This is a genomic window from Bacteroides sp. MSSM.1001136sp1_RTP21357st2_D2_RTP21359_211015, from assembly GCF_040913205.1.
In the GTDB taxonomy this organism is placed as follows: domain Bacteria; phylum Bacteroidota; class Bacteroidia; order Bacteroidales; family Bacteroidaceae; genus Bacteroides; species Bacteroides ovatus.
Genome location: NZ_JBDFVF010000016.1, coordinates 59016 through 83955, shown reverse-complemented (window position 1 = coordinate 83955; position 24940 = coordinate 59016). Strand labels below are relative to the sequence as shown.

General features: G+C 39.7%; 17 protein-coding genes and 1 tRNA gene. 8 read left to right on the top strand and 10 right to left on the bottom strand.

The annotated features are described in order from the left end of the window. Positions 1 to 90 precede the first annotated feature (90 nt). From AB5217_RS12055 to AB5217_RS12025, 7 genes are read right to left on the bottom strand one after another with little or no spacing between them, the layout of a single operon-like run. Positions 91 to 1788 (bottom strand): DUF5018 domain-containing protein, encoded by a 1698-nt coding sequence (locus AB5217_RS12055; RefSeq protein ID WP_004308394.1) that lies wholly within the window; start codon positions 1786 to 1788, stop codon positions 91 to 93. 18 nt (positions 1789 to 1806) lie between these two features. Beyond that, entirely contained in the window at positions 1807 to 3468 is a 1662-nt protein-coding gene (locus tag AB5217_RS12050; protein WP_032846665.1) for a RagB/SusD family nutrient uptake outer membrane protein, read from the bottom strand. A gap of 18 nt (positions 3469 to 3486) precedes the next feature. Further along, positions 3487 to 6711 (bottom strand): SusC/RagA family TonB-linked outer membrane protein, encoded by a 3225-nt coding sequence (locus AB5217_RS12045; protein WP_004319081.1) that lies wholly within the window; start codon positions 6709 to 6711, stop codon positions 3487 to 3489. 52 nt (positions 6712 to 6763) lie between these two features. Beyond that, complete coding sequence (locus tag AB5217_RS12040; RefSeq protein WP_008651671.1) at positions 6764 to 7927, bottom strand: AGE family epimerase/isomerase; 1164 nt, start codon at positions 7925 to 7927, stop codon at positions 6764 to 6766. A 40-nt stretch (positions 7928 to 7967) separates the two neighbouring features. Further along, on the bottom strand, positions 7968 to 9371 hold the full coding sequence (locus AB5217_RS12035; RefSeq protein WP_032854679.1) for a sugar porter family MFS transporter: 1404 nt from the start codon (positions 9369 to 9371) through the stop codon (positions 7968 to 7970). A gap of 5 nt (positions 9372 to 9376) precedes the next feature. Beyond that, the gene (locus AB5217_RS12030) at positions 9377 to 10474 is read right to left on the bottom strand and encodes a DUF4434 domain-containing protein (RefSeq protein ID WP_004297556.1); all 1098 of its coding nucleotides are present in this window, start codon (positions 10472 to 10474) and stop codon (positions 9377 to 9379) included. A 44-nt stretch (positions 10475 to 10518) separates the two neighbouring features. After that, positions 10519 to 12393: an FAD-dependent oxidoreductase gene (locus AB5217_RS12025; protein WP_032846104.1), complete on the bottom strand. Its 1875-nt coding sequence runs from the start codon at positions 12391 to 12393 to the stop codon at positions 10519 to 10521. A 334-nt stretch (positions 12394 to 12727) separates the two neighbouring features. Between AB5217_RS12025 and AB5217_RS12020 the strand changes: the two genes are divergently transcribed. Further along, positions 12728 to 13936, top strand: a complete 1209-nt coding sequence (locus AB5217_RS12020) for an ROK family transcriptional regulator (RefSeq protein WP_032854678.1) — start codon at positions 12728 to 12730, stop codon at positions 13934 to 13936. Positions 13937 to 14153: 217 nt separating this feature from the next. Here AB5217_RS12020 and AB5217_RS12015 read toward each other — a convergent pair. Next, positions 14154 to 14226 (bottom strand) — tRNA-Thr (locus AB5217_RS12015). A gap of 108 nt (positions 14227 to 14334) precedes the next feature. Next, entirely contained in the window at positions 14335 to 16377 is a 2043-nt protein-coding gene (locus AB5217_RS12010; RefSeq protein WP_368112873.1) for a toxin-antitoxin system YwqK family antitoxin, read from the bottom strand. Between the two features lie 212 nt (positions 16378 to 16589). On the opposite strand from AB5217_RS12010, the gene AB5217_RS12005 reads away from it, so the two are divergent. From AB5217_RS12005 to xpt, 7 genes are all read left to right on the top strand, one after another. Further along, a complete protein-coding gene (locus AB5217_RS12005) occupies positions 16590 to 17171 on the top strand; it encodes an epoxyqueuosine reductase QueH (RefSeq protein WP_004297549.1) in 582 nt (193 codons plus the stop codon). A gap of 27 nt (positions 17172 to 17198) precedes the next feature. Beyond that, the gene (locus AB5217_RS12000) at positions 17199 to 18077 is read left to right on the top strand and encodes a DNA/RNA non-specific endonuclease (protein WP_118418589.1); all 879 of its coding nucleotides are present in this window, start codon (positions 17199 to 17201) and stop codon (positions 18075 to 18077) included. Between the two features lie 458 nt (positions 18078 to 18535). Continuing rightward, positions 18536 to 19573 carry an endolytic transglycosylase MltG gene (gene mltG / locus AB5217_RS11995; protein WP_368112872.1) on the top strand — a complete coding sequence of 346 codons (1038 nt, stop codon included), beginning with the start codon at positions 18536 to 18538 and terminating at the stop codon, positions 19571 to 19573. An 83-nt stretch (positions 19574 to 19656) separates the two neighbouring features. Continuing rightward, the gene (locus tag AB5217_RS11990) at positions 19657 to 21249 is read left to right on the top strand and encodes a thiamine pyrophosphate-dependent enzyme (protein WP_004319097.1); all 1593 of its coding nucleotides are present in this window, start codon (positions 19657 to 19659) and stop codon (positions 21247 to 21249) included. A gap of 3 nt (positions 21250 to 21252) precedes the next feature. Beyond that, complete coding sequence (locus tag AB5217_RS11985) at positions 21253 to 21834, top strand: indolepyruvate oxidoreductase subunit beta (RefSeq protein WP_004307241.1); 582 nt, start codon at positions 21253 to 21255, stop codon at positions 21832 to 21834. A gap of 14 nt (positions 21835 to 21848) precedes the next feature. Then, positions 21849 to 23156 carry a phenylacetate--CoA ligase gene (locus AB5217_RS11980; RefSeq protein WP_004297543.1) on the top strand — a complete coding sequence of 436 codons (1308 nt, stop codon included), beginning with the start codon at positions 21849 to 21851 and terminating at the stop codon, positions 23154 to 23156. 89 nt (positions 23157 to 23245) lie between these two features. After that, positions 23246 to 23818, top strand: a complete 573-nt coding sequence (gene xpt, locus AB5217_RS11975; protein ID WP_004297542.1) for a xanthine phosphoribosyltransferase — start codon at positions 23246 to 23248, stop codon at positions 23816 to 23818. A 17-nt stretch (positions 23819 to 23835) separates the two neighbouring features. On the opposite strand, the gene AB5217_RS11970 is transcribed toward xpt, so the two are convergent. Continuing rightward, positions 23836 to 24597: an EFR1 family ferrodoxin gene (locus tag AB5217_RS11970; protein WP_032843327.1), complete on the bottom strand. Its 762-nt coding sequence runs from the start codon at positions 24595 to 24597 to the stop codon at positions 23836 to 23838. Positions 24598 to 24940: the final 343 nt, after the last annotated feature.

Here is a 24940-nt window from a genome sequence, read left to right as displayed (position 1 = left end):
CTACTCCTTTAAATGATTTACAGATTTCTTTATCTCATATATGATGAATGGGTATTTTCTCATCATATATGAGATAAAGAGATCAATTAATTATTTGTCGATACAATCAAACTCATATCCTCCGATAACCTTACAGTTGTTATCCACGTAGTAAGCACGGAGCTTATATCCATCTGTTGTCGGAGCAAGCAATACATCACCTGTTGCAGCTACACCATCGGATGAATTGTATGAGGAAAGTGAAGGATTGAATGACAGAGCATCTGAAGTAGATATTGTACCAGTGAATGATCCGTCTGACGTTACATCATACATATATAAGCATGGAGTTCCACCCCATTGCGGGAAATGAGCTGTACATACCAATACAAGATATTGTGCATTATTAAAGCTTCTTGTATCCAGACAGTTGTTATTCATTGCCCAAGAATTACCATTGTCGGAGTCTTCCAGAGATTTACTTGCATTATTATTTGTTCCATTCACCCAATAAAGAATGTTAGAATCATAGTATGACAAGAAATAATCACTTTGAGCAGTAGTTCCTTTAGTCACAACTTTAGTGTTTGATGCGGGAGCTCCCCAATTACCTACACCATTCACTGTTACTACTTGAGGACTTCCCAATACACCGTCTGTTATAATCCAACGAACAAACTTATTGGAACCTGAACTGGCTGTTCCGTCACAAGTAGCAATAATAGAGGCATTAGTATTAATATCTCCTTGAACAGACACTTTCGTACCCATATCTAACCCTGTATTATTAGTATAAGTAGTCAATAAAGTTGGAGCAGTCGTAACAGAAGAAGTCTTATAGATTGAGAAAGACTTGCCATTAGTAGCCTTCGTTGCTAATAATATATTTCCCCTACTATCACTTGTCATACATCCTAAAGATGCAACACTCACACTACCCAAAGTTACATTACCAATCTTATTTCCCGTAGATGCATTGTAATATGCAGGAGTTGTGGTACCATCACCCAAGCAAACTACCAGATTATTTCCGGAAACAGCTAAAGAAGGTGCATTTGCTCCAGTCCAAGGTAAGCCGATAACTCCCATATCCAATTTAAATAATTCTGTCTCACTACCTTTTCTATATCCGTAAGGAATCTTATCCGGTACTGCTTTTTGAATAGTATAAGTTTGCTTTGTCACTCCATCGTGAGCAATCACTGTAAGCTCAACAGGTGAATTAAAATTAAGAGGCTCTGTTTTAGGATCCGGTGACATGGTCGCATGAGCCGACAGTGAATAATCTGCCAAGCAAGAAGATAAATCTTCCGCAGAGATTAAAGATACAGTTTTGTGGTCTTCATCAATAATGCCTGTAATGTCTTCAGACGGTATTGAGAAACTTAATAACTGACACTTAGTAGACTTAACTCTTTCGCCTGTGATGCAGATTTGTTTCTTATATCCTTGAGCGTCTGTATAAGTGAAATAATTCTCTTTAGTCAGATCGAGAATTGAAAGAACCGGTTCAATAGTACAGTTTGGTGCCAACTTTGCCTGAATCCTCATCGCTTTCATATATTCTGAAGTTTCATTATCACTATTTTCCGGATAATACCATGGCATAGGAATTACATACTTATCTACAGAAGCATCTGCAATAGTATATACCACAGCCTCTTTATCCACGTATGGCCCAGAAGTAAAGAGTGCAGTCAAGCTCGTGATTCCCTGTCTGTCCGCAGTAGGAAGCACATATTCCGGATCCTGGCAAGAACTCGTGAGAGCCAAAATCCCTAATAATAGATATAGTATATTCTTTTTCATAATGTTTTCATTTTAGATTTATTGCCATTCTGCATATTGAGTTACCGCACCGTTATTGTCCAACTCTGCCTGTGGCATTGGGAAACGATACATCTTAGTCGGGAAATTACGATCTTTATCATCACATTCTGTATAAATGTAAGTGAAAGACCCATTTGCATTTTTCTCTATTTTCATTCCATGAAGACGAATACCGGTAAATGCTGTCGCAGATAATTTCCAACGACGCATGTCCCAATAATAATGTCCTTCATAAGCAAGTTCTACTTTGCGTTCCTGACGGATGGCTTTCATTAAATCATCCCCACTTTTGTCTGTGTAAGACAATCCCACTCTGTTACGAATATCTTTTATGTCTTTATTTGCCTTATCCGTATAGCCATTCAGATGATAACATGCTTCTGCATGATTCAGTAATACCTCTGCGTAACGAATTTCGGTCCATGGCTGTGTACTGGCTTGTATGGAAGTAAAATTATGAGCTTCATCTACCAGTTTACGTAAATAATACCCGGTAGTAGAACGTCCTTCCGGTTTGGCATCTGTTTTCCATGCAGCCCAACCATCAGTACCGTTTACGAAAGATTCTATCGGTCTGCCTTTCCATGTTGCTCCATTATAGAGAATGGTAGCTTTAAAACGTGGTTCCAATTTGGCATAAGGAGGAATCGTTGTAGTACCTTCAGCAGTATGCCATGCACTCCAATCGGGGAAGCCACTACCATCTGCATATTCATACGATTCAACCATTTCTTGTGTCGGGGTACCGAATCCTCCAGTCATGGAATTGCCGTCGAGCGCTTTATCACCTCCAGGAACCATATATCCATCAAAGTCATGAGTCACAGTGGAACTCTTATCATAACAATATTGTAGAATGGCTTCTTTGCTTCCTGCTTTAAAGGCATTTGAATAGTCTTCTTTTGCTTCTAATTCATAGCCCATTCCCATCACCTTTTCAGCTGCGATACGAGCGTCATCCCATCTTTCCGCATACAACATAGCTCTCGATAACATTGCATAAGCAGCTCCGCTAGTTAAACGTCCGTTAGGAGTTTTATCAACAGGCAAATGTTCACCGGCATATTTTAGATCATTATATACAAAATTCCATCCGTCGGCTTCCGAACTAACTGGCATATCCTTTTTTATATTATCCAGATTCTCATCGTATATAATCACTTCTTTATAACGCTTTAATAAATCTGTATAGAGATACCCTCTGAAGAAACGCATTTCAGCTTCCAAGCGTTCTTCATCAGCCTGACCAAATGAAGCATATTTCTTTAATTTGTTGATACCTTCATTGACACGGCGCACATATTCGTACATCGTCCCCCAGTTGCCAAGGTAAGTACTAACATAATTCACTGTGAGAACAGAACCTCCATAAGCAATTTCACTAGGTATCTGACATTTAGCCATATAATTGTAGGAACCATATTTAAGCTGATCTGTCAGAGCTTCTGTCATTCCTGCCAAACATTGTCCATCCCTGTAGACTCCTAAATAATCTATATAGCGATAGAAATCGTTGACTGCCTGTTCTGCATAGTCGAGTTTACTCCATACAAGTTTATCTGATGCTCTGTCTGTTGGAGTCATGTCCAGATAATCACTACATGAGCCAAGCCCTAAAGAGGCTCCCAACAATATGATACTTAATACTTTTGTTTTCATAATAGAACTTTTAAAGGTTTAGAAAGTCAAAGTTATACCGCCCATAATGGTGCGTTGTTGAGGATAGTATCCGTTATTTACTCCCGGAGATTCAGGATCGATTCCATCAGGAAGACCGGAAATCGTGAATAAATTAGAACCTTCTACATAAATTCTAAGATTCTGAATACCGACAGGACTCATCCATCTCTTGGGGAATGTGTAACCCAATTGTGCGGATTTGAGACGAAGGTATCTACCGTTACGCAACCAGAAAGTGGAAGCTAATCCATTATCTCCTCCGTGTCCTTGATTACCCAGTGTAAGTCGTGGGAATGTTCCATTCGGATTTTCTACTGTATATGCATTCTGAACCAGATATAGTGGTGAGTTGGCTCCTTCTTTAAATGCCTGTGTCCAGACTGTATTATCGTCATATCCATTGTAATAAGTTCCTGTCAACGATACATCAAACAGTGCACCTCCAGTAAATTGTGCACTTAAATCGAATCCATTCCAAGCACAATTCAGGTTCAAACCGTAAGTTAATTCGGGACGATTGCCACGTCCAACACGTGTTCTGTCATCTTCGTCTATTTTACCATCACCATTTAAATCTCTGTATTTGATATCACCGACATTAGGACGAGTGCCATACCAGGCTGAATTGTCTATTTCTTCTTCCGAACGGAATAAGCCATCTGCAACCCACACAACAGAAGCATCAACACTACGTCCTGTGCGTTTTCTCCACTCTACTGTGTTCGGACTATCCGGATAACGGAGATAACGGTTTCTTGCAAATGTCAGATTGAAGCTTGCGCCATAGGAGAATGGCTTACCTGCCAAGTTTAATTTATTACGATGACTCACCGTTACTTCAACGCCTTTGCTATCCACCTTATTATAGTTGGCATAAGTATAATAATATCCTCCCATAGATGGCGGGTAATCGCCTCCCATTGCTGTCAAAATATCATAGGTATAATTATAGAATGCGTCAAACTCCATTCCCAACAGACCATTCCACATCGTAAAGTCAAATCCTGCATTGTAGGTTAAGGTGTTCTCCCAAGTTAGAGTAGGATTGGCAATTACAGAGGCGCGTAATGCTTGCATTACTTTTCCATTCAGAATTGTCTGGTATGCATTTTTGTTACCATCCATCAAATTGTAAGTACTAAGGAAAGCATACGGACTCACTGCATCGTTTCCTAATAAACCGACAGATGCACGTATCTTCATATCATCCAGAAATGTCAGACTAGACATAAAATCTTCTTTAGATATTCTCCACGCTACTGACGCTGACGGGAAGAATGCCCAACGTTTCCCACTAACATTGCCGGCAAATTTGTAAGAACCATCATATCGACCTGTAAACTCTGCCAAATACTTATTGTCATAGTCATATTTCAAACGAAAAACATAACCAATACTACGGTTTGCATCACTGTATCCCGAGATTGGAGAGTCTGCCGGTTGTCCAAAGCTCAATTCCGGTAGTTCAGAGAAACTCATGTTCTTATTATAGCCGGAGAAACTGTTTTCTTTATAATCCCGGATTTCTGCCAATACCATTGCTTCTACATTATGTTTTCCGAAGGAGCTTGCATAGTTTATACTTCCTTGGCCTACCATTTGATGAGAACTATACTGTCCTTCACCTAAATTTATTCCATTTGCTGTGCCGCGAGGATCGTCTGCTTTAGACCAAGTCCAATCTGCTGTCGAAGTCGGCATTTTATGTATATATGTGGAGTAAGGCGTATTCAAATTCTTATTATGAGAAGTTGTATAGTCATAAGCTCCGGTTACTTTTACACTCAAACCTTTAACCCAAGGCACATTGTATTGCAATGAGATGTTGGTCTGCAAATCAAAGCTATTGGTATGCTTGTATCCGGATTCATAAATAGCAGCCAACGGACTGTTGGGCAGACTTGTGTTATTCTGTGTAGTAGCAGTATAAAGTCCGTCATATGTTTCCGGCAAATAGGGATGCATCATTATAGTCTGATGAGCTACTGACAACCAACCTTGTTCACCCAATTCGGAATTAGAATCCGTACCGCCTGAAGCATATCCCGGAGTTTCACGTTTACCGACATTTCCTGCAATACCTAAACTTAACTGGAAGTTCTTAGCCAGTTGAGTCTCAAGATTAGTTCTTAAATTGTATCTCTTGTAAGAGAAATTGTCAATGTTACCTTTTTGACCTAAATAACCCACAGAAGCAAAGTAACGCATCTTATCACTGCCTCCTTGTATGGTTACATTATGTTTCTGGTTGATACCAGTTCCAAATACTTTATCAATATAGTTAACATTATCCCATCCGTCAGTAGGATCACCATTCAACATAGCTTCCACATTCGCCTTTGTAAAAACGGGATTATATTGACTAATGTTTGAAATGCTTCCATTAGCCATTTTATCCATCATGTCAGCCATATTATAATAATATGCAAATTGAGGTCCATTCATAAACTGCGGGAAGTTTGCATTCATAGATGCTCCTATTGAACCATTATAAGTGATTTTGGATTTTCCTTCCTGACCTTTTTTTGTAGTTATAATAATAACACCACCGGCTCCTTTTAATCCATAAACAGCTGCAGAAGCTCCATCTTTCAAAACAGATACACTTTCGATATCATTAGGGTCAATATCATTAATAGAACGAGGCATTCCGTCTACTATATAAGTAACATTATAAATAGAGCCACGAACTCGTAATGTAGCCTGATCGTCTCCGGGTTCACCAGATACTTGAACAGATGAAATACCTGGCAAACGTCCACCTAAAAGACTCGACACATTGGTTGCCGGTGCTTTCAGCAGTTCGTCGCCTTTCACCGCAGATACGGCTCCGGTTAAAGATTGCTTCTTGGCAGTACCATATCCTACCACAATCACTTCATCCAAAGCTGCCACATCATCTTTCATAACCACATTAATGGTCGTCTGACCTGCTACCTTTATTTCCTGATCTGACATTCCAACATATGAGAATGATAAAATGTCTTTTGCGGTGGCCTGAATGCTATATTTTCCATTTACATCTGTAATAGTGCCATTAGTAGTTCCTTTTACGACAACACTTACTCCTGGTAGCGGTTCTCCTATACCATCAGTAACAGTTCCTTTCACTAAACTCTGTGCATGACTACTGATAGCACATGCAAATAGCGCGCAGATTGAAAACATAAATATTTTCAATATACGAGAGTTCTTCTTGATTTTTGAGTTAAACTCTGTCATAGAATTAATTTTTAGATTATTAATATAGATTGGTTAACATATCCATTATTGTTTATAGCTGTTCCAATACTTTCCAGCATTGGTATAACCCTCTTGGTACATGGAAACATCCTTTCCATTTTCCTCCTTTGAGTGGTAGTAGCACTTCACCTCTCCGATTTAAGTATCCATACCATTCGGGATGCTCTTTATCTTTAAAATGGGTCCATGTATAATCGTGTACTTTTTCAAACCATTCCAGACATTGGTTATCTCCGGTCAATTGATAACTCTTCAGAAGAGATATGAGTGTTTCAATATGCACCCACCAGAGTTTCTGGTCCCATTCCAGTTGTTGGGGAGGACAACCGTTACGATCCATAAAATAGTAGATACCTCCATATTCTTTATCCCAACCATATTCAAGCATTGTAAGAGTGATATTCTTAGCCTTTTCGATTAATTCCGGACGGTTTAGGCGTTTCCCTAAATCCATTATAAACCACATGGCTTCAATCGCATGGCCAGGGGTAATCTGCCGTCCTTCAAAGCAATCTATCAGATTACCATTCACATCTACATTCTCAACAATGATACCACCAAGTTCGGGACGATAGAAGACAGACATAACTTCATGAATACAAGTATCCATCGCTTGTTCCAAATAGTCCTTGCCTAAAATATGCTCAATTTCCATAGCAAGATTGCATAGTATCATCGGCAGGGCAAAATTTTTTAGATTACGAGTGCCCGGATGAAGTTTATTCCATTTACCTTTCGGATTATCTACTTTGGAAAGGATAATATCGAAGGTTTTCTTGGCAATGTCAGCATATTCCTGATTACCGGTTGCAAGGCTTAATTGCCCGAAAGCCATGGCAGCGAATGTATATGAAAAGATATTGTATGGTTCTACCAATGGTCTACCCAAACGGTCAAGGGAAAAATACCAGTTATAGTCTCCATCATGTCCATATTTTTTTAAAAACTCACCACCTTGAACGGCACAATCCAGCCATTCCTTACGTTTTTCCACTTTATTGTAAAGCATAGAGAACATCCACACTTCGCGGCCTTGCAGCCAGATAAATTTATCTGTATCGAAAACTCTTCCTTCACGATCCAAACAGGTGAAGTAGCCTCCATATTCATGATCTTGTGAGTTTTCAAGCCAGAAAGGAAGAACATTATCCAAGAGTTCATCCTTGTATTGATTTGCCAGTTTCTTAAAATCCATACATCTTTTATTATTAAGTTATTAAGGTCTTTTTGTTTTACTATTCCGAACGGGTCCAATATCTTTCAATCTCTTCCAGCGACTTCCCGGTAGTCTCCGGCACGAGTTTCCAGACAATCAGCATATACGGCACGCACATGAGGGCGAACAGGAAGAATGTTCCGGCGGGGGTAAGGTTCTGGAGCATCCAGGGGGTTAACTGTCCGATCAGGTACGTTCCGATCCACAGAGCGAATCCTGCTATCGACATGGCCAGTCCGCGAACCTTGGTGGGATACATCTCAGAGAGGAGCACGAACACCACGGCACAGATAGAAACGGCACAGCAGAATACATAGAACAGGAAAAAAATAAGCAGGAAGAGGCTGGATACTCCCAGGGAATCTCCGAAGAGGAAGTACAGGCCGATGAGAATCAGAGAAACAACCATTCCTGAAACTCCGTAATAAACAAGTTTCTTGCGGCCTACCTTATCAATGATGACAAGAGCCAGAACGGTGGTCAAAGTATTGACTAGTCCTACCAGAACTTGGTAAAAAAGAGAATCGCCACCTGAAAGTCCTGCATTTTCAAAAATAGAAGGGCCGTAATAAAGCACTGCATTCACTCCCATAAATTGCCCTAAAATGGCAATACAAACACCGATAATAACAGCTTTGAAGATTCCAGGCTTCATTAATAACGACCATTCCGATCTCGTTTCAGAGGTCAGTACAGATTTCGTTTCTTTTAATTGACTTTTCGCTTCTGTAATTGAATTATATATTTTTTCTAATATATTTACAGCCTTCAATTCTTTTCCACGCACGATTAACCAGCGAGGACTTTCCGGAATAAAGAATATGATTATGAAGAATAAGATTGCTGGCAATGTTTCCATACCCAACATACCTCTCCATACTTCAGTTATAAATACTTTATTCAACCAATCCACACTCAATTGCGTACCACTCTCCGCCCATGCCAATAATTGATAGTTAACTAAATAAGCTCCTAAGAAACCGACTGTTACAGCCAACTGATACAATGACACTAGGCGTCCTCTATACTGTGCTACGGCTACTTCAGATATATAAAGAGGAGAAACAATGGAAACAACCCCTATCCCTACTCCACCTATTATCCGATAGATCACCAATTGAGTAAAATCGGCAGATAGTGCACAACCCAAAGCTGATGTAGAGAACAATACGGCTGAAATAACCATCGTAAGTTTTCTTCCTAACTTATCACTTAGGATTCCTGCAAAAAGAACACCTACAATAGAGCCTACTAAAGCACATCCTACATACCATCCCTGTTGCAACGTATCTAACTGAAATAGTTGAGTCACCTGGGCAATTGTTCCCGATATAACCGCGGTATCATATCCGAACAAAAAGCCTCCCAATGCTGCCACAACAGAAAGGAATATAAGATAACCAAAGTTGATTGTAGACTTCATAGCATTTATTTTATTTCAAAATATTCTTTATATCTGTCATATAAATGACCAGCTTGCAAATAGGCTGACTGTGGACTCATAAAATGAGAAAATTCAAAAGTAATAGCCTTATCATATCCGGCACGTTTGGCAGCTTCCAGTTTCAGCCGAAGTTTATCAAACTTAATGGGTAGAAAACGAATAGGCATATCACGGTCAAAAGATTCAGCATTTGTCCAACATTGCATACCATACTTATCTGCTAATTTTTTATTGACAGAAAAGAATGCATCCAATTCATCATAATCAATATGACCATCTTGAAATGCACATGCATCTACCACATCATGAATTCCATCAAAAATTTCATCCCATTCTTTTTCGTGTTGTTGTACAGAAACGGCATCTTCTTTAGTCATTTTCGTCGTTCCCATTATTGCTTTCTTTCCATCAATCCAAGGCGATATAAAAGTCGGCAATCCATTAGATATATCCTTACATTGTTTTCCTAATGTATGGAAAGCACCAATCGCACCTTTCGTTGCCCGACTTATTTCACCACTGATATACCATCCTCCGAAACTTTTATACTTGGAACCATAATTTTCCCAGACCTCATCAATCACATATTTGTTATCTTCCACCTCCCAAGTCATATCTCCTGTGTCCCAGTATTTGCCCGAATCGTATAGTCCAAAATAGAATTTCATTCCGTACTTTTCAGCCAAACGCAAAAACATATCTACCAAATCAACAGAAGGCATATAACACCCCTTCTTCAGCAGATAAGGAGAAGGAAAAGTTACAAATTTACGATAACCCGAACGGATCATTATTACCGTATCAATTCCTATATTTTTCATATGCTGAAAATCCATGTCCCATTCTTTCTCACCCCAGTTTTGATGTGGAATATCATGTGAAATCTCATCCAAAAAAGTTCCGGTGATTTTTAATCCATTGTTTTTAGGAACAATGAGTTTACTTTCCAAACCATCAGCTACCACTACTGTACTGGCACTAGCCTTTGAAGTACAAGATTCAAACAAAGTTGGTACAGCCAAAGCTGATGCACCAGCTAATGTCGCTTTTTTTAGAAAATCTCTTCGATCTAATGTTTTCATATTAGTTTAATTAAAACAGCAGTTAACACTTATATTATCATTACCTATTGAATATACTGTCCTGTAATATCTACTTTTTTATTATTGAAAGGATCTAATATCTGATCAATCAAAATTGCCATTTCACTTCGTAGAATATCTCGATCCATATCAAAATTCTTCAAATCAAATTCATCCCATATCTCTTCTACTCTACCCTCCTTTATTTCGATACCTTCTTTTTCGGCAATCTCTCCTATCATCTCTGTAGCTTTCTGAATTGATATGGTGTTATTACCTTCAATAACTTGCTTATTGACAAAGGGATAGACATCACCTAATCCTTCCAGTTCATTCGCCAATAACAAAGTATCTGCTCTGAACCACATTTGATTAGCCCAATCGACACTTTTACCTATACCCTTCAAAATTCCTGTAGAACCTACACGTTGCAACGATTTAAACATCGGATGATCTATTGCAACATCTAAATAAGGCAATAAATATCCTTTCGCGTCCAATATTGCATTTTGCACTTCACGAACAGACACCTCGCTAATACTCTTATTTTCTTTCACTGCAAGGGCTGCCAATGCTCCCGCTGCTTGTCCGATCTGCATAACCATCGGTTGCAAACGAGTGGTACCATTAATTATATTAGAAACAGATATTGATTTTTCAGCAACGATCAATCCTTCAACATCTTTTGGAATCAAAGTTCCTAAAGGCAAACCGTATGAAGGTACCGGATGAAAATAAAGATTAGGCAATTCTTCATATCCATGATAACGGGTATGATGATGATCCACAGGATAATTTCCTACAGCGATACAAGTACGATAAAGAGGTTGGGACTGTTTGAACGGTTCACAAACATGATTTAGATTAAAGCGCACTAATCCATGGATTCTCCTAGACTCTCTATGATAAGGAATAAAGGGTAATTTGTCAGCAGTAGGATATTCATCGTCAGCTAAGCCCAATGTATTAAAACCTAATTCATGTTGCAGAAAATAGACGAAACACATCGTATAATGTTTTGCATATTTCAGAGCTTCTTCACGTTCCTCACGGGTCATTTCGACCAAGTTTACATAATAATCATTGCCTTCTATCGGCCAATTAATCATGTATTTATTATTAGGAAGTTTTCCATAAGTTATCATCATTTCCTTAGACCATACACGATCCGGCTCTTTAGGCGTGATACAAACAGGACTGGCACAAGCACAAGCAAATTCATCCTTATTATATCCTTCAGGACAAGGAATAGTCACATCTTTGCCATAATCTTTTAAAATTGCTACATATGTAATATCCTGAACTATATTATTTTTCTCTTCCGGAGCAATATCTTCCTTTGTATCATGACGGCTTTCCATACCGATATCATACTTCACACCGCACATTTTTGCTATATCCCCTAACTCGGTACCATCAATCAATATTTTAGCACTTACTTTTTTAATCGTATGATCTTGCATCTGAATTTGAGCAATCCAAGAATCATTTTCTCTCTCCAATTTGACCAAAGTAGCATTATGCCATACTTTTAGATTTTCCTCTGCATTAACCATTTCATGGAAAATTTTATTTCCAACTGAAGGTTCAAATAACACTGAACTCACCCAACCGGTTTTTAGAGAATCAAGTCCACCATAATAATCTGCCAAATGTCCGCGAAACTCTCCAAATAGGCCTGCCGGTAAATTATAGTTTCCGTCAACAGCACTTACACCTGCAGAAGTGAGCATTCCACCCAGCCATTCTGTTTCTTCCACTATCAATGTCACAGCCCCCATTCGAGCAGACTGAATACCAGCAGTTACCCCACTAGCACCACCACCAATAATTAGCACATCAACAGAATCATCTGAATGAGAGCATGCCGTGAAACACAAAGCAAATAATAAACACAGACCTAAAAAATAGTTTCTCATACTTAATTCATTTAAGGATATAGACTTTTATTAATAATATCACGGCACAAATATAGCTATATTTATTAAATAAACAATAGATAATAAAATATTTTATTAATAAAATCACTATTGCCTACATTATTAATTAATAGATGGGGTAATTACCTTATAAATCATCATATTTTATTTATTATATCCGCATTCAACCATAACTATATTATCCTATATATAAGTCCATTACACAATATATAGGGAATATAACATACAAGATATTCTAATTTTCAAGGCTCCAAAACCACATATTAATAAAAAAATTAATTATCTTTGTGTGAATTACCAAATATGCATAGTTATGAACCAACAATTCTTGAAAGAAATAGAAAAGGGCTCTAAAAGCGCTCTCGTCAAAAAGAGGATTATTACACATTATATATATAATGGCAGTTCTACAATTCCCGATCTTTCAAAAGAGCTGGATTTAAGTGTACCGACCGTCACCAAATTTATTGGTGAAATGTGTGATGACGGATATATTAATGATTATGGCAAATTAGAAACAAGTGGTGGACGCCATCCCAATCTCTATGGGCTCAATCCGGAATCCGGTTACTTTTTGGGGGTAGACATCAAAAGATTCGCCGTCAATATCGGACTAATAAATTTCAAAGGCGATATGGTAGAATTGAAAATGAATATACCTTATAAGTTTGAGAACTCAATCGAAGGGATGAATGAGTTATGCAAACATATTCTTAATTTTATAAAGAAGCTCACTATTAATAAAGAGAAGATCTTAAATATTAATGTCAATGTGTCGGGACGTGTAAATCCTGAATCAGGGTATAGCTTCAGCCAGTTCAATTTCGAGGAAAGGCCGTTAGCAGATGTATTATCCGAAAAATTGGGATATAAAGTAACTGTTGATAATGACACGCGTGCAATGACTTATGGTGAATATATGCAAGGCTGCGTGAAAGGAGAAAAAGATATCATTTTTGTGAATGTAAGTTGGGGAGTAGGTATCGGAATCATTATTGATGGTAAGATTTATACTGGAAAATCCGGATTCTCCGGTGAATTTGGACACATGAGTGCTTATGATAATGAAATAATCTGCCATTGCGGCAAAAAAGGCTGTCTGGAGACGGAAGCTTCCGGTTCAGCACTTCATCGTATTTTATTGGAGCGTATTCAAAGTGGGGAAAGTTCCATACTATCTACGCGAATCACAACCGAGGAAAACCCGATCACTCTTGATGAGATAATTGCTGCCGTGAATAAAGAAGACCTGCTTTGCATTGAAATCGTAGAAGAAATCGGGCAGAAACTAGGCAAACAGATTGCCGGGTTAATCAATATCTTCAATCCGGAACTAGTAATTATAGGTGGAACTTTATCTTTAACCGGTGATTATATCACACAACCTATAAAAACAGCTGTACGCAAGTACTCTCTAAATCTGGTTAATAAAGATTCAGCCATTATCACCTCTAAGTTGAAAGATAAAGCAGGAATCGTCGGCGCGTGCATGTTGGCACGCAGTAGAATGTTTGAAAGCTAGTTTTATCTTCTACGCTGGGAGAAAAAGTTATCTATAAAGCGAACGATATAGACTACAGCTACTCCGGCGACAACTAAAACAATAATACGACTCAACATAGATTACATTTTTATATTTCACATCTATTACATACACAGGATTTTCCTTTTTAAGAACAGGAAATCCTGTAAAAATTAGAACGCTGATTATTAAATAATAATCAGCGTTCTAATTTGAGAGCCGCTAGCCAGACTTGAACTGGCGACCTACGCGTTACGAATGCGTTGCTCTACCAACTGAGCTATAGCGGCGTTTGTCTCTCGTTTACGGCGTGCAAAATTACAGCTTTATTTGAGAAAACAAAAAGAATCCGATTATTTTTTGAGCTTAATTTTTAAATCAACTTTTGTTGACGTTATCTAAAACTTTTCTTTGCGTTCAAATTTTCCGTCCTCGGTATAGTACTTCCATGTACCCTTCGGTTTATTATTTGCATACTTTCCACGAAGTTTCAATGTCCCATCTTCATAATATTGGCGGTAACGACCATGGCGTTTCCCTTCTTTTACTTCCGCTTCACTCTTCAATGCTCCCTCCGGATAAAACTCCCGTAAAACGTTTCCTTCAAACTTTTCGATATAGAAACGTTTCAGTTCGCTCATCTGCTCTTTTTCGGTCTCTGCATCTTCGTTCATTTCCTTATCATCTTCATCGGTAGCAATAGCAACGTCAACCTCTTCCAGTTGATATGGGCTATAATCCATCACATACTGCAAAGAAGCCGACTGATCCTCTCCTATAATCTGCATAGTCCAGTAAGGAAATGAATACAAAACGTCTTTGTTTGATTGTATTTCATTCCATGTAGCAGGATTCATCATCGGTTTCAACTGGGAATAAAACTTGCGCACATCTGTATATAAGAAAATAGTAGAACTTGATTTTAAATATGACAGTGCATTTTCAAAACCCGGATTATTTTTTAATAAATTCTTCTGCTCGTAATCTTCTACAAAGGAAAGTAAAGAAGCAGCTTTATTACTAAAAACTACATAATCGTCAACATAAGTATAGTATGGCTTCTCAAATTTATCAAATAGCTTTCCAAAGAACAAGCGAAAAAAGCCTTTCATTTCGACATAATTAATCTCGAAATCCTTATAATTAGCAGTCTTAATCTTAACTGGAGTACGTCGCTTAATCTTCTTTTCAATGAATTCCATGTTCTTACGGGCATCTTTAATACTTTTAGCCCTGATAGCCAGAATCAGTTCGGGATCATGTCCTAACAAACCTGGTTCGGATTGGGTAATAGCAAACTCTCCTGACATCCAACTCAAAAAGTTTTCTTCCAAAGATATACCGAATAACCCTTCTATCTTTTTCCGGGAACTTTGATAAGAATCATACAACTGTTTATTGTGAACCGACAGTGCATTCTCCAGTTCCTTTACAAAGGTCACCGGACTATTGAAACCTATATTCGTATAAAGAGCTGTCCGCCCGGACAGAATCTCATGTGCTTTCATTTTATGTTTTCCCGAATTCAACAAAGCAGTGACATAAGGATCGGCAGAATCTTTTTTCAATGTATATCCTTTCACTTCCATCCGCTCCTTATTCGTATTTAAATAAAGTCCGGCAAAATTCATGGAATTGCTAAACAGATCAATGTACTCATTTCTTGTACCTAAATAAATAGACATAAATTGAGGTACACGCGCATAATTGACAAAGACTCTGACAAGTCCCTTACCGGAAACCAACTTCTCTGTTTCAATAAAAGACTGATCAAGCCCGATTTTAGGTTTATTACGCGAATCAATAGCCGACTCGACAAGTCCGGATGTGTATGAACCAACCAAATGATTATCGACAAAAGCAATATAGAAAATATCCCTCGTCTCGGAATCGCGCATTTCAAGGATATTAATACCATTATGCATCCGGTTAGTCACAGTAAAACCACTCATGACCAATACGGTTTCAACCTGGTCTTTCAATAAATCCATCTTCGATGTTTTCTGCATATCCAAGATAAGCAAAAAATCCCACTCTGTGGCACGAGTCTTATGAAGCGAAATAAGCATATCCCGTTCACCGACAAGCGACAATAGCACCTTATTGCTTTTGACAACCGAATCGAGCTTCTCTACGCTCTTCGTTACTTCCTCGAAAGATTTCGCTTTCTTCAGGCATTGCCACGTCTCGCTTCCACTAAACTTCTCCCAATCTTCAATCGGAGCCGATGACTGAATAATAAATGCCGCATCTTCCGGAACCAGATAGATCTGCTGAATATTACGATCAGGTGAGACAAATAAATAAACTACGGAATATACAACATATACCGCCAAAGCCAATGCAGTCACAACTAAAGTTCTCTTCACTATTTTCGAGGTACTTTTTTTCTTCTCCGGGCCTGCATTTTGCTCTCCTTGCCCGCAATTTAATTCATCCATTATTGAATTGTTATAAACTTGAATGGACAAAAATAGTAAAAAAGATGAGATTAATTAGTTAATTCATACTCATTTAGTGAATTAGTTCAATAAACAAGATTTTATAAAAAACAGTATAAAGGAGATATCCTCCCTCCTATTTTTATAAAAAACTATTCTGAATAAAGCATAAACCATTGACTCGTATCGTAAATATGTACTAACTTTACAGCATGAAAAAGAAATTCCAACTCGAAGTTCCGGGAGGAGCCGATAAAGTCTTACTTCATACCTGTTGTGCTCCTTGTTCATCAGCCATTATTGAATGTATGATGCAACATCACATCACCCCTGTTATCTATTATTGCAATCCTAATATCTATCCGCTGGAAGAGTATATGATAAGAAAAGACGAATGTACACGCTATGCCCAATCATTGGGATTGGAGATAATAGATGCTGATTACGATCATGAAAACTGGCGATGCCATATAGCAGGAATGGAGCAGGAACCCGAAAGAGGAGGACGCTGCCTACGTTGCTTTAAACTACGCTTATTGGAGACCGCCCGTTATGCGCATGAACATGGCCTTTCCGTAATAACCACAACGCTTGCTTCCAGTCGTTGGAAAAGTCTGGAGCAGATTAATGAAGCCGGACAATATGCCACCGCTTCATACCCGGATGTCACATACTGGGAACAGAATTGGCGGAAAGGCGGACTTAGCGAACGACGCATCGCCATCATTAAAGAGTATAACTTCTACAACCAACAATATTGCGGTTGTGAATTCAGCATGAGAAAAGAAGAATAAAACAAACCCGCCATTACTAGCTAACCAATGAATCGAAGTAAAAAAGGTAAAAACAGAAAGCTATTCAAAAAGAAATCACATTCCAATAACAGATTAGGATGTATCATCGCCATCATTGTGCTCATTCCTATTCTTTTTGGCGTCTATTTATATTGCCAACAGATTAATACCCAGAATAATAATGAACCTCAAACCGATGTCTCCCTTCAAATTCCACTTGGCAAAGATCTGGAGACACCTGTATCACTAGTTCCCCGGCAAGAACAAATCATCCGCCATAGCGGATATACGGTATCATATAACAAAGATTTAAAAATTCCCAACTGGGTTTCTTACGAATTAACCAGGGAAGAAACCAAAGGAAAAGAAAAAAGAGGTAATCGCTTTATTGCCGATCCACTAGTGACAGGTCCGATTGCCACAAATGCCGACTATACCCGTTCAGGATACGACAAAGGACACATGGCTCCCGCAGCAGATATGAAATGGAGTCCTGAAGCCATGAAAGAATCATTTTATTTCAGCAATATGTGTCCGCAACATCCACAACTAAACAGAAGAGGATGGAAAAACCTGGAAGAAAAGATCCGGGATTGGGCTATAGCAGACAGCGCCATCATTATTATATGTGGCCCTATTATTGAAAAACATCCCAAAACAATCGGAAAGAATAAAGTCGTAGTACCTCAAAAGTTTTTTAAAGTAGTCCTTTCTCCTTTTGTCAAGCCGATGCGAGCTATCGGTTTCTTATTCAATAATGAGCAGGCAGTAGAACCTCTATCATCCTATACGGTAACAATAGATAGCATCGAGAGCCTGACTAACATGGATTTCTTCGCACCTCTGCCCGATGAGATAGAAAACAAAATAGAAGCAGATATTAATTACTCCCTGTGGCCTAATTAAGTAGCAAAACTCGTTTCTCTGAAATGAATTCATTTCCCTGTGCCAATGGCATTCTAGTTACAAACAGACTTGCACTTCAATAAAAGGGAGTTGTTGTATTACTCTCAAGGTTTCACATTGTAACGTCAAGAGATTGTCTTATTCCCACATATTGTGGGAAAGTATTCTCTTATTTTATGAGAAAACATTCCCATATATTGCGAGAAAATAGTCCCACAATATATGGGAATAATGGAACTACGCTGGAAACAAAAAGATAATTGCAATGAATGCCAAGCAGCACAATAAGCAACTGAATAAATCAAGCAAGGCAAACGCAACGTGAAAGAATGGATTCATTACCGCATCGAAAGAAAACATACTTTTGATATAGTCTTCTTATGATTCATCCTAAAAAGAGAACACTCCTATCCAAATTCTTTTTATCTTTGACGAACTTTTTAAATACACCTCAAAAGATGAAGAAAAAAAAGAGAAATATTCTACTATCAATTCTAATCGGAGCATTCCTCCTTTGTGCAGTTGCCGGAGGCACCTTTTATTATTATCTGTTTGCCCCCCAATTTCACCCATCTAAAACCGTATATATTTATGTAGACCGGGATGATACTGCCGATTCTATCTACCATAAAATAAAAGAATTCGGGCATGTCAATAAGTTCACCGGATTCCAGTGGATGGCAAAATACAAGGATTTCGATCAGAATATCCATACCGGTCGTTATGCCATTCGCCCCAATGACAATGTTTATCATGTATATAGCCGCTTTTCCAGAGGCTATCAGGAAGCGATCAACCTTACCATAGGAAGTGTCCGGACATTAGACCGATTAGCACGAAGCATTGGAAAACAACTCATGATAGACTCTGCCGAAATCGCCAGCCAGTTATTCGACTCTACTTTCCAGGCTCAAATGGGATACACAACCATAACACTCCCCAGCCTTTTCATACCGGAAACCTATCAGGTATATTGGGACATGAGCGTAGACGATTTCTTTAAACGAATGAAGAATGAGCACGAACGCTTCTGGAACAAAGAACGTCTGGCACAAGCCACCGCTATCGGCATGACACCGGAAGAAGTCAGCACTCTTGCTTCCATCGTCGAAGAAGAAACCAACAACAACGAAGAAAAGCCAATAGTAGCCGGATTATATATCAACCGTTTACATCAAGATATGCCTTTGCAGGCAGATCCTACCATCAAATTTGCACTACAGGATTTCGGTCTGCGCCGAATCACCAACGAAAATTTAAAAGTCGACTCCCCCTATAACACCTACATAAATACCGGACTGCCTCCAGGCCCCATCCGTATCCCTTCTAAAAAGGGAATAGACAGCGTATTAAACTATACCAAACATAACTATATCTACATGTGTGCTAAAGAAGATTTTTCCGGAACTCACAACTTTGCATCCAATTATGCTGACCACATGGCAAATGCAAGAAAATACTGGAAAGCCCTGAATGAAAGAAAGATTTTCAAGTAAATTTGTGATAAAACGAACGGAAAAGCCTATCTTTGCCCGATAGATTAACAAACTGTGATCAACACTAAATAAAAGAAATATATATGAGCAAGCAACTCTTACTTGGCGATGAAGCCATTGCACAAGCTGCACTGGATGCCGGACTTTCAGGTGTTTATGCCTATCCTGGTACTCCTTCAACTGAAATTACGGAATATATTCAAATGGCCCCAATAACGACCGAACAGAATATACACAACCGTTGGTGCGCCAATGAAAAAACAGCGATGGAAGCTGCGTTGGGTATGTCATTCGTTGGTAAACGGGCATTAGTTTGTATGAAGCACGTAGGTATGAATGTAGCTGCCGACTGTTTTGTCAACTCTGCCATCACAGGTGTGAAAGGCGGATTGATCGTGATAGCAGCAGATGACCCCAGCATGCACTCTTCGCAGAACGAACAAGACAGCCGTTTCTACGGAGATTTCTCACTGATTCCTATGTACGAACCCAGCAATCAGCAGGAAGCGTATGATATGGTATACAGTGGTTTCGAATTCTCTGAAAAATTGGGCGAACCTATCTTGATGCGTATGGTAACCCGCCTTGCACACTCCCGCTCTGGAGTAGAACGCAAAGCACAAAAACCACAGAATGGCATCTCTTTCAGCGAAGATCCTCGTCAGTTCATCTTGTTACCTGGAAATGCCCGTAAACGCTACAAAGTATTACTTGCGCGCCAAGACGAGTTTATCAAAGCTTCGGAAGAATCACCTTATAATAAATATACAGATGGTCCTAACAAAAAGTTAGGAATTATCGCTTGTGGCATCGGCTACAACTATCTGATGGAAAACTATCCTGAAGGTTGCGAATATCCGGTACTTAAAATCGGCCAGTATCCATTGCCTAAAAAGCAATTACATCAATTGATTGACTCCTGTGACGAAATCCTCGTTCTGGAAGACGGACAACCATTTGTAGAAAAACAATTGAAAGGTTATCTGGGCATCGGCGTTAAAGTAAAAGGACGCTTGGACGGCACTCTGTCACAGGATGGAGAATTAAATCCGGACTCTGTAGCCCGCGCCGTAGGCAAAGAGAATAAATCGGAATTCGGCATTCCTTCTGTCGTAGAAATGCGTCCGCCTGCACTTTGCGAAGGTTGCGGACATCGCGATATGTATATCACACTAACCGAAGTTCTGAAAGAAGAATACCCATCTCATAAAGTATTCAGCGACATCGGCTGTTACACATTAGGCGCGAATGCTCCTTTCAATGCAATCAACTCATGCGTAGACATGGGCGCCTCCATCACGATGGCGAAAGGTGCGGCTGACGGAGGTCTTTTCCCGGCTGTAGCTGTCATCGGAGACTCCACATTCACCCATTCCGGAATGACCGGACTATTAGATTGTGTGAACGAGAATGCCAGTGTAACCATCGTCATCTCCGACAATGAAACTACCGCCATGACAGGCGGACAGGACTCTGCCGGAACCGGACGTATCGAAGCGATCTGTGCAGGTATCGGAGTAGATCCGGCTCATATCCGCGTCGTTACTCCGTTGAAGAAAAACTATGAGGAGATGAAGCAAATCATTCGCGAAGAGATCGAATACCGTGGTGTATCTGTCATTATTCCACGTAGAGAGTGTATCCAGACATTAGCACGCAAAAAAAGAAGTAAGTAAGCCATGAAGAAAGACATTATATTATCAGGAGTCGGTGGACAGGGAATTCTGTCTATTGCTACAGTGATCGGCAAAGCTGCCTTGAAAGAAGGATTATATATGAAACAAGCAGAAGTGCACGGAATGAGCCAACGCGGAGGAGATGTTCAATCCAACCTCCGTATCAGCGACCAGCCGATTGCTTCAGACTTGATCCCATCAGGTAAATGCGACCTTATCATTTCATTGGAACCCATGGAAGGATTGCGCTACCTCCCTTATCTTAGCCCTAACGGTTGGTTAGTGACTAACGAAACTCCGTTTGTCAATATCCCCAATTATCCGGAAGCAGACAAAGTAATGGCAGAAATCAATAAGCTGCCTCACAAAATTGTGTTGAACGTAGACAAAGTAGCCAAAGAAGTAGGCTCCGCCCGCGTTGCCAACATAGTCTTACTGGGAGCAACCATTCCATTCCTTGGCATCGACTACGGAAAAGTACAAGACAGCATCCGTGAAATCTTCCTGCGCAAGGGAGAAGCAATTGTAGAAATGAATCTTAAAGCATTGGCTGCCGGCAAGGAAATTGCAGAAAAGCTAATGTAATAACAGGCATTATCATGAATACACAATACTGGGAAGAAGAACTAGAAACCATGAGCCGGGAGAAGTTGCAGGAATTACAACTTCGACGGCTTAAGAAAACAATCAATATAGCTGCAAACTCCCCATATTACAAAGAAGTTTTCAGCAAACATGGCATCACTGCAGATAGCATACAATCATTAGACGATATCCGCAAATTGCCCTTTACTACCAAAGCCGATATGCGTGCCCACTATCCTTTCGGGCTGGTAGCAGGTGATATGAGCAATGATGGTGTACGTATTCACTCTTCTAGTGGTACTACCGGAAACCCGACAGTTATTGTCCATTCACAGCACGATCTCGACTCCTGGGCCAACCTGGTAGCCCGCTGCCTGTACGCAGTAGGAATACGCAAGACCGACGTCTTCCAAAACAGCTCCGGATACGGTATGTTTACAGGAGGGTTAGGCTTCCAATACGGTGCAGAACGCCTGGGCTGTCTGACAGTCCCTGCCGCAGCCGGAAACAGTAAACGACAGATTAAATTCATCAACGACTTCAAGACTACCGCTTTACATGCTATCCCCAGCTATGCCATCCGCCTTGCCGAAGTCTTTCAGGAAGAAGGCCTTGATCCCAAAGGAACCACACTGAAAACGCTGGTTATCGGTGCTGAACCTCACACCGACGAACAACGCCGGAAAATAGAAAAGATGCTGGGCGTAAAAGCATACAACAGCTTCGGTATGACAGAAATGAACGGTCCCGGTGTTGCTTTCGAATGTCAGGAACAAAACGGAATGCACTTCTGGGAAGACTGTTATCTGGTAGAAATTATCGATCCGGAAACAGGAGAACCCGTTCAGGAAGGAGAAATCGGAGAATTAGTACTTACGACTCTCGACCGGGAGATGATGCCGTTAATCCGCTATCGCACCCGTGACTTAACCCGTATTCTTCCGGGAAAATGCCCCTGCGGCCGCACGCACATCCGTATTGATCGTATCAAGGGGCGCAGTGATGATATGTTCATTATCAAGGGAGTAAATATCTTCCCGATGCAAGTAGAAAAGATACTCGTACAATTTCCCGAATTAGGCAGCAATTACCTGATTACACTGGAAACAGTCAACAACCAAGACGAGATGATCGTCGAAGTAGAATTAAGCGACCTTTCCACTGACAATTATATTGAACTGGAGAAGATCCGCAAGGATATAACCCGCCAATTAAAGGATGAAATATTGGTGACTCCCAAAGTTAAACTGGTAAAAAAAGGCTCTCTCCCGCAAAGCGAAGGAAAAGCCGTCCGAGTAAAAGACTTAAGAGACAACAAGTAACAATTCAAATTTCCATGTGCTAATATACCAACCGCTGTTCACCATGCGGAATGGAATATTAGCACATTATTTAATTAATATCATACAGCATGCAATTACTTAAAAAAAGAATTCTGCAAGACGGAAAGTGCTACGAAGGAGGTATCCTGAAAGTAGACGGTTTTATTAATCATCAAATGGACCCTGTCCTGATGAAATCAATCGGAGTTGAGTTTGTCCGCCGTTTTGCAGCCACAAACGTAAATAAGATTATGACAATCGAAGCCAGCGGCATCGCCCCTGCTATCATGACAGGCTACCTGATGGATTTACCAGTTGTATTTGCAAAGAAGAAGTCTCCTAAAACCATCCAGAATGCACTAAGCACCACTGTGCACTCATTCACTAAAGATCGTGATTATGAAGTCGTTATCAGTGCCGATTTCCTCACTCCAAATGACAATGTTCTTTTCGTGGATGACTTCCTCGCGTATGGCAATGCCGCATTAGGCATTATCGACCTCATCAAGCAATCCGGAGCAAACTTGGTAGGAATGGGATTCATTATTGAAAAAGCCTTCCAAAATGGGCGTAAAAAACTTGAGGAGCAAAGCGTCAGAGTAGAAAGCCTGGCTATCATTGAAGACTTATCCAATTGCTGCATTAAAATCAAAGACGAGTAGATTAATTGGCGAGTAGATTAATTAGGATTGAAATACTGCCCTTTATCTTTCGTTCTTTTCCCATATTGCACCGCATGCTGCGGACAAACATGATAACATGCCAGGCATGAGGTGCAATCCATCCCCCAAACAGGCTTTCTGCCCATCATCATAATATTCCCTACCGGACAACTCTTCTCACAACGCTTACATCCAATACAAGCATCCGTAGTATAAAAATTCCCGGGAGACATCTGAAAGCGATTAAATAAAGGATTGATAATCCTCGTCTTAATAAAAGGAATACTCCCTTCATGACAAAGAAACAACTCCTCTCTCCTACTTATTGAAGCATTTATTTGATTGAGAGTCGGAATAGCATCTGCCAGTTTTTTCTCCTCCAATTCTTTCTTATCTACGTCAAAACCGGGAAGCAATACATAATTATTGGGCATAGTCACAGAAAAGCCTGCATGACACTTCCAGCCTTTATGACTCAAAGCCTTCTCCAGCACCTGCTGCGTAAGCCCGGTATCATCCCCACAGGAACAAACAAAAAACAAATATTGTCTTTTATACCCCTTTAAAGAGAGTTGCCGAATAAAATTAAGTACGATTTCAGGAGGAGCCCACGAATAGATAGGAAATACAAAACCGATCTTTTCACCTGCCTGCAAACTAAACTCCAATGCTTCATTCTTTAGCGCATCGGGAATAAAAACCAACTCTTCTTTTTGCTCTTTGGAAAGCTGATTTGCAATCCACTTAGAATTACCTGTACCGGAGAAATAAAATATCATAGAAAAGTATATAAAAAAAGCCGCATCGACGATGTGATGAAACTCTGATAGAACAAGATTTGAGCGCTCGCCCTCTTTGTAATCCACCGGCTTAAAGCTGTCCCGAAGGATGTGGCCCGCCATTGAAGAACGAAGCTTTCTCGGTGCATCAGATTAATTTGAAGAGTTTCCCGATCCAGTCGATACGGCTAATATTTTTGTATCACAAATGTAATAAGAATCTATGAGACTAACAAGAAAAAAAAGGAATTTGTTTACCTACTAACATTTTTTTCACTCCCTTTTATCCGCCTAACAAAAGAAAAGTGTCAGTTACTAGCTTAGTAACTGACACTTTGTAACT

Bases quoted from the DNA above. Each gene is read 5' to 3' on its own strand.
- AB5217_RS11980 (WP_004297543.1), top strand. From the start codon at position 21,849: ATGAATACACAATACTGGGAAGAAGAACTAGAAACCATGAGCCGGGAG.
- AB5217_RS12005 (WP_004297549.1), top strand. From the start codon at position 16,590: ATGAAAAAGAAATTCCAACTCGAAGTTCCGGGAGGAGCCGATAAAGTC.
- AB5217_RS11985 (WP_004307241.1), top strand. From the start codon at position 21,253: ATGAAGAAAGACATTATATTATCAGGAGTCGGTGGACAGGGAATTCTG.
- AB5217_RS12055 (WP_004308394.1), bottom strand. From the start codon at position 1,788: ATGAAAAAGAATATACTATATCTATTATTAGGGATTTTGGCTCTCACG.
- AB5217_RS12020 (WP_032854678.1), top strand. From the start codon at position 12,728: ATGAACCAACAATTCTTGAAAGAAATAGAAAAGGGCTCTAAAAGCGCT.
- AB5217_RS12035 (WP_032854679.1), bottom strand. From the start codon at position 9,371: ATGAAGTCTACAATCAACTTTGGTTATCTTATATTCCTTTCTGTTGTG.
- AB5217_RS12050 (WP_032846665.1), bottom strand. From the start codon at position 3,468: ATGAAAACAAAAGTATTAAGTATCATATTGTTGGGAGCCTCTTTAGGG.
- AB5217_RS12030 (WP_004297556.1), bottom strand. From the start codon at position 10,474: ATGAAAACATTAGATCGAAGAGATTTTCTAAAAAAAGCGACATTAGCT.
- mltG (WP_368112872.1), top strand. From the start codon at position 18,536: ATGAAGAAAAAAAAGAGAAATATTCTACTATCAATTCTAATCGGAGCA.
- AB5217_RS11970 (WP_032843327.1), bottom strand. From the start codon at position 24,597: ATGATATTTTATTTCTCCGGTACAGGTAATTCTAAGTGGATTGCAAAT.
- AB5217_RS12040 (WP_008651671.1), bottom strand. From the start codon at position 7,927: ATGGATTTTAAGAAACTGGCAAATCAATACAAGGATGAACTCTTGGAT.
- AB5217_RS12000 (WP_118418589.1), top strand. From the start codon at position 17,199: ATGAATCGAAGTAAAAAAGGTAAAAACAGAAAGCTATTCAAAAAGAAA.
- AB5217_RS11990 (WP_004319097.1), top strand. From the start codon at position 19,657: ATGAGCAAGCAACTCTTACTTGGCGATGAAGCCATTGCACAAGCTGCA.
- xpt (WP_004297542.1), top strand. From the start codon at position 23,246: ATGCAATTACTTAAAAAAAGAATTCTGCAAGACGGAAAGTGCTACGAA.
- AB5217_RS12025 (WP_032846104.1), bottom strand. From the start codon at position 12,393: ATGAGAAACTATTTTTTAGGTCTGTGTTTATTATTTGCTTTGTGTTTC.
- AB5217_RS12045 (WP_004319081.1), bottom strand. From the start codon at position 6,711: ATGACAGAGTTTAACTCAAAAATCAAGAAGAACTCTCGTATATTGAAA.
- AB5217_RS12010 (WP_368112873.1), bottom strand. From the start codon at position 16,377: ATGGATGAATTAAATTGCGGGCAAGGAGAGCAAAATGCAGGCCCGGAG.